We start from the raw sequence: 12,025 nt of genomic DNA on the forward strand, positions 1-12,025 counted from the left end.
GAAATTATTAATAGGACTGTAACAGTTTCGGACAATCAACTTATTTGCAACTTCCTACGTCAAAGTGATCAATATTGAAATTGAATAAGTCAGTCTGGTCTTAGCTAGTACATATGAGGGGATTTTTTGCAACTTTTTAATTCACTTTTATGCAAAGTTACGCTTCAATAACGTCGCTAAGTTATTGAAGTAATTAGGCCTCCTTATGTAAGCATTTACTACAAACTTCACTTGGGTTGTTGTTTGAAGTATAAGTTGCCATAGTCTGGTATTTAACCAAATGGTTAGATGATTGACTTACATGTACGAAATAAATTAAAAAATCTCCTATTAATCACAATCATCAATTTGCTAGTCAAAAAATAAATCGACCTGTTTAGTTGAATTCTCTTTAGAATTTGATGCGTGTTTCCATTTTGAGTACATACTATTAATCAACACCCGAAATTAAGTCTAATCCTTATATTCTGCTGCTCCCCGCTAGTGTTTATCTGCTCACTTTACCTTTCTCTTTTAATTAATCGTGTAAAAAAAATGTTGATAAATGGTTTTTATTTAGCTATAAAGACAACGTTGTTTAATTTGCTGACAACAAAATAATTTACATTACATATTGTTACTGCAATAAGCCCAGCTAATGAGTTGGGCTTAAAAATAAAACAAAAAGACAACGTTGTTTATTTGCAGAATCTTTCATCTATAACGAGGACACACCATGCGGAGATACCATAAAAGTCAGCTCGCGCTATGTATTCAGGCACTTTTGTTCGGTTCAATACTATTACCTAAAGCGACTATAGCTGCCGAAGAATCCCAAGAAGATGTCGCAAAAAAAAGTAGCGGTATTGAAGTGATCGAAGTTTCTTACGGTTACGGTAGCGTCAAAAAAGAAGATCTTACAGGTGCTGTAAGTACAGTAGAACTTGAAGATGTTGTTGATTTACCTGCTGGTAACATCATGCAAAACCTTCAAGGTCGAGTGCCGGGTCTTCAAATTACCACTAATGGTTCTCCCGAATCGACGGCAACAGTCAGAATTCGTGGGCAAGGCCTAGGCCCGCTGGGTAATAATGACCCTTTGTATGTAATAGATGGTATTCCAACTAAATCGGGAATGCATGAATTGAATTCGCATGATATTGCCGATATTCAGGTTTTAAGAGATGCTGCAGCGGCTAGTATTTTTGGCGCGAGATCGGGTAATGGTGTCATCGTTATTACAACAAAAAAAGGTCAAGAAGGACTGAATTTTGATTTCTCAGTTAATCAGTCATACGATGATTTTAACTATGATTTAAATCCTTTAAATACTCAGCAGCGTGGTGAAGCGGTATGGAGAGCAGCAGTAAATGATGGAGCTGATCCAAATGCTGCAAGCCCGCTTTATAGCTTTGATTGGAACGGTAACTACAAAAATCCACAATTAAATGGCATTTCTCTTCCAGCGTATACTGATCCTAATCAAGTTCAACGTCCTGCGGATACAAATTGGTTCGACGAGGTAACCCGCTCAGCAAAAGTTACTGATGTTAACTTTTCCTTGTCGGGTGGTTCAGATAGAGCGTCTGTATATAGCTCGCTAGGCTATTTCAATTCTGAAGGTGTTGTCGATGGTTCTGAGTTTGAACGTATCAACTTTCGTGTAAACTCTGAATTTAAGGTCACTGATAAACTAAAAATAGGTGAGAACTTCATAATCACTAATCAGGAATCAAATCTAGTTAACGCATTAGCGGGACAAATTTTGGGCTTAGCTATTGAGCAGCAATCAATAGTACCAGTTTATAACGATGAAGGAGGTTGGGGGGGACCTGTTCCTGGTGTCACAGATCGTGATAACCCTGTTCGCCTTATTAAGATGAACCGAGATAATGTCAGCCGCTTTAATAAAGTGATGGGCAATATCTTTATAGAGTATGAACCGCTCGAAGATCTCACCTTGAAAAGTTCATTAGGCATCGATTATGGCCAGTATTATTTTAGAAACTTCACGCGTGCATTTCAGGCCGGTTCTTTAAATTTTGGTGATCAGTTATCGGTTACAGATAATTGGAATAGAAGTATTACTTGGACAAATACGGCTGAATATAAATTTGATATTAATGACCTACACCAATTTACGGTGCTAGCAGGTACTGAACAAATAGATTATGAATATGAAGGGGTCGTTGGTTTTGGCTCTGGTTTTGCGTCAGACGATCGAAGCTATGCTCATTTATCCCAGGCAACAGGGGATGTACGTGTTGAAGGTGATGGTGATAAATGGTCTTTAAATTCATACTTTGCACGAATGGATTATAACTATGATGATCGATATCTTGCTGGATTGACTATTCGTAGAGATGGCTCTTCTCGTTTCGGTAGTAATAATCGCTATGGTAACTTCCCTGCAATTTCAGCTGGCTGGGTTGCAAGTAATGAATCATTTTATGATTTAGAGTTTTTATCAACACTTAAGTTTCGCGCCAGTTGGGGTAGAACAGGTAATCAAGAAATCCCTACAGATGCGACATATACAACTTATTTAAGTCGCTATGCAACTCAATCGTTATTTACAGACCGTCAAGATGAAGGTACTGCTTACGATATAAGCGGTGCTAATGGTGGCAACTTACCATCTGGGTTTGTTAAAGCGCAAACAGGCAATCCTGATTTGAAGTGGGAGACATCGACTCAAATTAACTTTGGTATCGATTTTGGTATGCGATATGACACCATCTATGGAAGTCTAGATTGGTTTGAGAAAACAACCGATGACATTTTAACCCTTACTAATCCAATTGCTACGCTAGGTGAAGGTGCTCAAAAATGGGTAAATGGTGGGACAATCGAAAACTCAGGTTTTGAGTTTATTGTTGGCTATGCAGATTACCTTACGTTTGACAGTTTAGATGGTGATATTGATGTTGATGTTAGTTTTAATGTGTCATCAGCTAAAAATAAAGTGGTGTCTCTTCCTGAAGATGTCGTGAATTCTTTTGGTGGGAATGGAACGGATAAAACTATTTTAGGGCACTCAATTAACTCTGTTTATGGATATGTAGCTGATGGTTTATTTCAAAATCAAGCAGAAATAGATGCTCATGCGGCTCAAGCAGGAGCTGGTTTAGGGCGCGTTCGTTGGAAGGACCTTGATGGAAATGGAGTCATTGATGAAGATGACCAAATGTTCTTTGCAGATACTGATCCTGATTATACCTACGGTTTTAACTTAAGTCTTAAGTATAAAAATTGGGACTTCAACATGTTTTGGCAAGGCGTTGAAGGCGGTCAAATCCGTAACGGTTGGCGAGGATTCACTGATTTCACATCATTAAATATCGGTTCAAATTACGGTGACCGTGTACTAAATGCTTGGACAGTTGATAACACAGACTCAAATGTACCCGCACTCACGCTTATTGATAATAACGGTGAAGGACGTCAATCAAGTTTATTTTGGGAAGAAGGGAGTTATTTAAAACTGCGTAACTTGTCGATTGGTTATACCCCTGACGAGCAGTGGTTAAGCCAATACGGTATATCTTCTGCCCGTATATATCTGCAGGGAAGTAATTTAATCACTATTACACCTTCAGGTACGTTAAGTCAGGACCCTGAAACACCTGATGGCAACTTCCCTATTCCAAGACGTATCACACTTGGTGTGAATCTTTCATTTTAATTACTGGCAACAATAAGAGTACAAACTATGAATAAATTAACCACCATGTTTGCTGCCACAGCATTTACTTTCGCTCTTGCCTCATGTGGAGGCGCCGACTTAGACACTCCTCCTTCTGGGGTTTTGACTGAAGATCAAGTCTCGACAACAGATAATGTAGACTCTTTGATCATCGCTGCGTATTCGTATTTAGGGAATGATCATTATACCGCGCCAAATTTCTTATGGCCAACAGGCAACTTACGTGCAGGGGATGCGCACAAAGGAGGGAATGGTCCGGGCGATATTTTTGCTTATCACGCATTATCATTATACCAGCCATTAGTCCCTGATATGGAGTCTTTCCCACCGGATTTAATTGATTTAAATAATAAAAAGTGGACACGTAATTATACCGGTATTTCACGTACTAATGCAGCATTGCAAGTGATTGCTAATGCTGCTGATAATGCGGTTGATAACCGTGAAGCAAAGCAGGCTGAGTTACGTTTTATCCGAGCAATTTTTTATTTTGACTTGAAGATTCACCATAAGTTTATCCCTTGGATTGATGAGTCGATGACTCAAGAACAGATATTAACTGCGACTAATCGTGACTTTAGTGATCAAGAACTATGGGACAAAATTGCTGCTGATTTCGAATTTGCAGCGAATAATTTACCTAATATTCAAGAGGATGTTGGTCGTGCCTCTGCACTCTCTGCAAAAGCGTATTTAGCAAAGACTCTTTTATATCAAGCGTATGAGCAAAACGAAAAGCATCAAGTAGTAAAAATAAATCAGCAAAAGTTAGCACGAGTCGTGAACTTAGTTGATGAAATTGAGCAGTCCGGTGTTTACGGTTTATTTGATGATTATGCAGATAATTTTTTATTTGAAAGTGAGAATGGAATCGAATCTGTATTTGCCATCCAACGCTCTTTAAATGACGGCTCTCCTGATGGTCGTGGTAGTTGGCCTAGTGCGTTAAATGCGCCAATGGCAGGTGGTTTTGGCTGTTGTGGTTTTCATGTTCCAACAGAAAATTTCGTTAATGTATTTAAAACAGATCAGCAAGGCTTGCCTATGTTCGATACATATAATGACATGAATTATGACATGAAAGTTGATGCAGTAGACCCTCGTCTTGATCACACGGTCGCGATGGAAGGAAAACCATTCAAATATGATGAAAATCTGATTCATGGTGGTGATAGCTGGGCTAGGGCGCCAGGGATTTATGGAAACTTTACGGCGATGAAAGAGCTTGAGCATCCAGAGTGTAGCTGTCGTGGTGAAAATGGTCCATTTCCAATCTTTTCATTGAATACACCGCTTGTTCGATATTCTGATGTCTTACTTTGGAAAGCTGAGGCTCTAATTGAATTAAATCGTCTTGATGAAGCATTAGTGATTATTAACCGTATCCGCTCTCGCGCTAAGCAAAGTACCGCAAAACTTCATAACGCGAGTATTTATAACATTGGCTTGTATGACGAGTTTTTAACCCAAGAGCAGGCTCGTAAAGCATTGCGTTTTGAACGTCGCTTAGAGCTTGGGCTAGAAGGGCATCGATTCTTTGACCTTGTTCGATGGGGGGTTGCTAAAGAAACAATAGATAAGTACTTATCTGTTGAAGCTGTTCGTAAGCCGTATTTAGTTGATGCGTTATTCACAGCAGGAAAACATGAATATTTACCTATTCCAAATCAACAAATGATTTTGAGTGGCGGTTTATACGTTCAGAACCCAGGGTATTAACGTGAGTGGGCGAAAGCCCGCTTAACTGTTTACTCGTAAGAAGAGTTGTTATGAAAAAAATTATTTATTGGTCAATTACAGTTGCTGTAGCTGGTTTTTTATTCGGCTTTGATACAGCTGTAATTTCAGGTGCAGATAAACCAATCCAAGCACTGTGGGAAACTAGCTCGCTGTTTCATGGTTTATTTATTATGTCTTCTGCATTGTGGGGCACTTTACTTGGCGCTCTTATGGGAAATTACCCATGTGATAAGTTAGGACGTAAGCCAACACTGGTATTGGTGGGAGTATTATTCTTTATTTCTGCCCTAGGCTCTGCTGTGGCGCCTGATCCATATAGCTTTGCGTTGTTGCGCTTTATTGGTGGTGTGGGCGTCGGTATTTCCTCAATTGTTGTGCCTGCCTATATTTCTGAAATTGCTCCTGCAAAATTTAGAGGTCGTCTTGTTGCGCTCTACCAGTTTCAAATTGTATTTGGGATATTGATTGCGTTTGTTTCAAATTTTTTAATATCGGGTACATCGTCAATTGATTGGCGTTTAATGCTGGGTGTAGAGGCTATTCCTGCACTTATCTACTTAGTCATGATATTAAAAGCCCCTGAAAGTCCTCGTTGGCTTGTACAAAAAAGGCGTGAGAACGAGAGAGCTCGTCAAATTTTGATGAACCTTGGTGAAGAGAACCCTGATTTAGTCGTGAATGCTATTGAGCAGGATCACAAACAGCACAAAGAAACAAAACTGTTTGGCGGAACTTATAATAAAGCGGCATGTTTTGCATTTCTATTTGCCGCATTTAATCAGCTTTCAGGGATAAATTTTATTATTTATTATGCTCCACGAGTATTTGAATTAGCCGGTTTAAATGTCGATCAGTCACTACTTTCGGGTGCCGGTATTGGGGTGGTTAATTTGTGTTTTACGATGCTAGGTTTGTCATTAATTGATAAGTTTGGCCGTAGAGCCCTAATGTTTATAGGTTCATTTGGCTACATTATTTCTCTTTCTGTAGTGGCTTGGGCATTTAGTTCTGGTTCGGGTGGCTTTACAGTTGTTGCATTTGTTTTCATTTTTATTGCCGCTCATGCAATTGGACAAGGAACAGTTATTTGGGTTTTCATTGCAGAGATATTTCCAAATAAAGTTCGCTCTAAAGGGCAATCACTTGGCTCAGGTACACACTGGTTTTTCGCTGCAGCTATCACATTATTAATGCCTTTCTTTTTGGAGCAATTCACGGCATCTGAAGTATTTACTTTTTTCACTATCATGATGCTAGGCCAGCTCATTTTTGTTACTTGGCTTATGCCTGAAACTAAAGGGCATGCATTAGAAGCAATTTCACTTGAAACAGATAATAAACACGGAGTCTTAAATGCGAGCCGTTAACTTAATTGTAATTTCAACATTTTTGGCAGCATGCAGCATGACAAATGAACTACATAAAACGAACGTTGACCTAGTGGCAAATACAGCAACAGAAGCGTTTCGTCCTGCCTTTCACTTTACGCCACCTAAAAATTGGATGAACGATCCTAATGGTATGGTGTATTACCAAGGCGAATATCACTTATTTTATCAGCATAACCCACATGACACTGTCTGGGGGCCTATGTATTGGGGCCATGCAATAAGTAAAGATATGGTTAATTGGGAACATCAGCCAATTAAACTATTTCCTGATGAGCATGGCACTATTTTCTCGGGGAGTGCAGTCATTGATTGGCAGAATACAAGTGGTTTAGGGAGTAAAGAAAATCCACCAATGGTTGCAATTTTCACCTATCATAACGATGAGAAAGCAAAAGAAGGTGCTATCGATTTTCAAACTCAAGGCATTGCATACAGTTTAGATAAAGGCCGAACGTGGACAAAATATGAAGGTAATCCAGTATTAAAAAACCCAGGTATTCGTGATTTTAGAGATCCTAAAGTGAGCTGGGATCCGCAGACAAAAAGCTGGATAATGGTATTAGCACAAGACGATCATATTGGCTTTTATTCATCGAAAAATTTAATCAATTGGCAGCAAGAGAGCACTTTCGGTGCTGAATGGGGGAGCCATGCAGGTGTGTGGGAATGTCCTGATCTAATCCGCGTCAGGGTTGAGGGAACTAATACATATAAGTATGTCTTATTAGTAAGCATAAACCCAGGCGCACCTAATGGTGGGTCAGGTACACAGTACTTTGTCGGTGACTTTGATGGTAAAAAGTTTGTATTGGACGAACAGTATCAGTCAATGCTGCAATCAACGCCAGCCATATTCCCTGAAGGTTTGAGTTTTAGTGATTTCAACAAGGGAATTGAAAGTTGGGACTTATCAGGTGATGCATTTCACGTCGAACGAGGGGAGCAATCGATAGTAAGCTCATTTAATGGCACGGATGAATCGACTGGAAGCATGTTATCACCTACTTTTAAAATTAATAAACCATTTATAAACTTTAGAATTGCAGGCGGTAAACATCATAACAGTACAGCGGCACAACTGATTATTGATAATAAGGTTGTTCGCACATCAACAGGAAATAACTCTGGAAATTTATTAGAGAAGTCTTGGAGCGTCAGTGATTTTGAAGGCAAAATAGCTCAAATTAAAATCGTAGATAATGAAACATCTAATTGGGGGCATATTAAAGTCTCTGACATTATATTTTCAGAACATGCTGCTAGGACCAAAGTTGAGCCATCAGTGTGGTTAGACTATGGAACAGACAACTATGCTGGGGTAACATTTGCTGATGTTAAGGATGGTCGTCACTTGTTCATGGGATGGATGAGTAATTGGCAATACGCGAATACTGTACCGACAGAGTCATGGAGAGGTGCAATGACTATCCCAAGGGAGCTTAAGCTAACGCAGACAAAAGAGGGGCTTCGTGTAACATCGGTTCCTATAAAAGAGCTTGATACATTATTAAAGAGTAAGCAGCACCAAGATGTTTTAGAAGGACAGCAGCATTATGCCTTACATGAGCTTTTTAACATAGTATCTGGACAGTTTAGAGTGCAATTCGATGTGAATAGTAAGAATCAGCAGCCTATAGAAATAAAGCTCAGTTCAACTAATCAAGAAAGTGTAATTATACAGCTAAGTCCAAAAACAGGACAACTTTCTCTTGATAGGAGTACATCAGGCTTAATTGATTTTGACCAAGAATTTACACGTTTACAGAAGGCGCCTGTAATAGCAAACCTTGAAAATTATCAATTTGATATTTGGATTGATAAATCATCAATAGAAGTTTTTATCAATGATGGTGAGACAACTTTGACATCTGTTGTGTTTCCAACGGAACCGTACAGCCAGCTGTCAGTTTCGAGCTCACAAAAACTTACTTTAAATGATGTAAGCGTCTCCAATATTGCAGTTACCAAGTAACTTAACCATTCTATCGACCTTGTAGTATTATAAGGTCGATAGGTTTTAAGGCGTTATAAGTTATGGGTCGCAATTATCGACTATTAAGTGCCATATTTTTTGTTTATTTTATGGCGTGGTCTTTCTCCTTCTCTCTGTATCCCATTTGGTTAAGCCAAGAGATAGGGCTCAATGGTGAACTGGTTGGGATTGTATTCAGTGTTAATGCTTTAACAGCTCTTTTAATAATGCCATGGTACGGCTACATTCAAGATAAGCTTGGACTAAAAAAAGGTTTATTGTATTTCATTGCAATCGCAATGGTTTTACTTGGTCCATTTGTTAACTTAATTTACGAACCTTTCCTTAAATCTCATTTTTACTTGGCTGTTTTTCTTGGAGGAACTGTTTTTTCTCTCGTTTTTCTTGCAGGAGTTGGTGCATTAGAAAGTTACATTGATAAACAGAGTCGTGTAGTTCATTTTGAGTTTGGTAAAGCACGTATGTGGGGGTCATTAGGATGGGCCGTTGCAAGCTACTTTGCAGGACTGTCGTTTAATATCACGCCAAGTTTAAACTACTGGTTAACAAGCATTGCTGCTCTGTGCTTTTTAGTGTTGCTAAAATACGTAAAAGTAATGCCAGATGAAGTTGAATTACGCCGCTCTTTAAGTCTTTTAGAAAAAAAAAGAATTTTGTCGTTTTTTAAAATACCAGGACTTTGGCGATTGAGCCTGTTCGTCGTTGGAGTTAGCTGTATTTATGCTGTTTTTGACCAGCAATTTGCTATTTATTTTACAACATTTTTTGAGGACCGTAGCGTCGCAAGAGAATACTATGGCTACTTGATGTCTGCGCAAGTTGTCTTAGAAGCCCTCTTTATGTTTCTGGGGGGGAAGTGGGTTAATCGTTTAGGTGTTAAGCGTGCTTTGCTATGTAGCGGTGTTCTGATGGCTATTCGTATCTTCCTTTCAGGAGTTGTTACGGATAGTTATAGTATAAGCCTACTTAAATTATTGCATGCCGTTGAACTTCCATTGATGATTATAGCGATATTTAAGTATATTAATATGCATTTCGAAGCGCGATATTCTGCCATGATTTATATGATTGGCTTTCAGTTTACTACTCAGTTTATGGCCTCAATTCTTGCGATTGGAGTTGGAATGCTCTATGACCAAATAGGGTATGTTCAAACTTACCGCTATTTAGGCATCGTCGTCACAATCTTTATAATAATTTCGTACTTCACACTTTCGAATGATAACCCTAAAAGGAATTGCGACTGACCAGTTCAAAGGGTAAGTGGTGATGCACAATATCGCTACGCTGATTGATTAAATACTCCATTGCCCATTTGCCCATTGCGTAGTGAGGTAATGCCATTGTTGTTAAGGTTGGTTTTAATAACTCGGGGATGTCGCCCCAGTTATCAAAACTGGCGATGCCAATGTCTTTGCCTATTTGCATACCTTTGTCATGCACAATAAAGTAAATCTCAATTGCCATAGGGTCTTGACCACAGATAATTGCATCTGGTTTAAATTCGTCAATTATCCGAGATGCAGCAGCTCTGGCATTTGAAATTTCATTTCCATCGGGTTGGGCGTGAATCACAGACTCGATAAGTAAATTTGACAAAGGCAAGTTGTGGTTTTTAAATGCATTAATGACACCTTCCTTACGCCCCTGTGCAGCGATAATATTTTCGTTGAGATTCAGAAATGCAATGCGTTTATACCCTTTACTAATTAGTGCTGAAGTGATCTCCTCACCAGCTTGTTTTTCATCCGGTACTACACAAGGAAAGATAGGGGTTTTAGGGAAGCAGTTAGCTAGAATTGTCGGTATTCCCTTTAGTTCATCAGCCATGGTCACTTCACGGTGATACATTGCAGAGTAAATGACACCTTCAACCCTGTACTCAAATAAACTTTCTATGGCTTTATCAATGCTTGTTTGAGTTTCATTTACATTGAGGATTAGTAACTCTTTATTTTGTTGCCAAGCAACTTCTTGTGCACCACGAATAATATCGAAAGTGTAAGGAATATTAAGTAATTCATCAGCAATAATGGCGTAAATGTTAGACTTTTTACGGCGCGTTAAACGTGCAGCGCGATTTGGCCTATAACCCAATTCTTTAATGGCTTTTAGTACTTTTTCTCGGTTGATACTTTTAACAGTAGGATCGTTGTTCACGACCCTAGAAACAGTTTTGAATGATACACCTGCATGAGTAGCAACTTGTTTGATAGTAACCATCGTAACCAGTTTATTCCTTTTGTATTAAATTTTTTAGATAAGTAACTGTGAAGGAACTTACTAAACTTGTAGTCGTTGCCTTAGGTAATAATAACCCAATAGATATACGCTATTTTTGACATAATCTACTTTGTCAGTATACCTAATAAATCACTATTATGAAGCGGTTGTATTTAGATCTAACGTGAATGATATCGTTAATTTATAAAAAGAAATCATAGTTTAAATGATAACTGGGCTACTTAGGTTTGAAGTTAACTTAGACTACAACTTTCAGCATTCGCGCGTGAGAGTGTCAAAAGTTATGTTTGTCTCTTTGTTTTGCTCAACTCCAGCCGGACACTTGGACTTCCCAGCTTTCATTATCTTTTTCAAGTTTTAATACTCTGTTGTAATCCAATATTTATCTGATTTTATTTTAATTGCTCTAGATGCTTGGCTTTTTCAGTCCAAGACGCGGTGCCGTGTTTATGTGCAATAGTATTTGGATGGTATTGTTGCTTATGCCTTAATGCGGTTCGTTAGGCTTGCAGTGCAATTTGACAGACTTAATTTTTGTATGGTTTTTGATAAGTGAGGAGTCTAGAGTTCTTAAAATAGGTCAAACTGCTGTATGTATTTATGCATGTTCAATGGTGGTGGCACAGTGGGTGTTAGGCAGGTGTATAGTGAGCGCCTTAATGCTCCCTAAAACTTAAGTGAATTGGGAATGCTTTATTGTCCCAATAGTAAGTATAGAAAGGTAACCTTCTTTCAAGAACTCTTTCAGAATTAATATAAGATTCAAATGATAAGAATGAAAAGTATAGCCCTTGTCTATACTTTTCTAATCTTGAAATGAAACAGAAAACGATGAATAAAATTAAGAATGTCAGGCTCAAAATGAAGAGCTTAAAGTCGACGTAAAACAGCACCAATGTTAACAACGAAAGTGCTAAAGAATGATTGATAATTCTTAATTTGTTTTTTTTGAGTATTATCATTTTAGTTACT

The 12,025-nt window shown here is 38.5% G+C and carries 6 protein-coding genes; 5 read left to right on the plus strand and 1 reads right to left on the minus strand.

Annotated elements, in window-relative coordinates; translation table 11 throughout:
• Positions 1-715: 715 nt before the first annotated feature.
• From L1D46_RS17450 to L1D46_RS17470, 5 genes are all read left to right on the plus strand, one after another.
• Positions 716-3,664 (plus strand): SusC/RagA family TonB-linked outer membrane protein, encoded by a 2,949-nt coding sequence (locus L1D46_RS17450; protein WP_239977947.1) that lies wholly within the window; start codon positions 716-718, stop codon positions 3,662-3,664.
• 27 nt (positions 3,665-3,691) lie between these two features.
• A complete protein-coding gene (locus tag L1D46_RS17455; RefSeq protein ID WP_239977948.1) occupies positions 3,692-5,404 on the plus strand; it encodes a RagB/SusD family nutrient uptake outer membrane protein in 1,713 nt (570 codons plus the stop codon).
• A 50-nt stretch (positions 5,405-5,454) separates the two neighbouring features.
• Positions 5,455-6,792: a sugar porter family MFS transporter gene (locus tag L1D46_RS17460; RefSeq protein WP_239977949.1), complete on the plus strand. Its 1,338-nt coding sequence runs from the start codon at positions 5,455-5,457 to the stop codon at positions 6,790-6,792.
• A complete protein-coding gene (locus L1D46_RS17465; RefSeq protein WP_275668491.1) occupies positions 6,779-8,788 on the plus strand; it encodes a glycoside hydrolase family 32 protein in 2,010 nt (669 codons plus the stop codon). Before L1D46_RS17460 ends, L1D46_RS17465 begins: the two co-directional genes overlap by 14 nt.
• Before the next feature lie 62 nt (positions 8,789-8,850).
• Positions 8,851-10,056 carry an oligosaccharide MFS transporter gene (locus L1D46_RS17470; protein ID WP_239977950.1) on the plus strand — a complete coding sequence of 402 codons (1,206 nt, stop codon included), beginning with the start codon at positions 8,851-8,853 and terminating at the stop codon, positions 10,054-10,056.
• On the opposite strand, the gene L1D46_RS17475 is transcribed toward L1D46_RS17470, so the two are convergent.
• Positions 10,037-11,032, minus strand: a complete 996-nt coding sequence (locus L1D46_RS17475; RefSeq protein WP_239977951.1) for a LacI family DNA-binding transcriptional regulator — start codon at positions 11,030-11,032, stop codon at positions 10,037-10,039. The genes L1D46_RS17470 and L1D46_RS17475 overlap by 20 nt on opposite strands.
• Positions 11,033-12,025: the final 993 nt, after the last annotated feature.

Source organism: Pseudoalteromonas sp. Isolate3, from assembly GCF_022398505.1.
GTDB classification, from domain to species: Bacteria; Pseudomonadota; Gammaproteobacteria; order Enterobacterales; family Alteromonadaceae; genus Pseudoalteromonas; species Pseudoalteromonas apostichopi.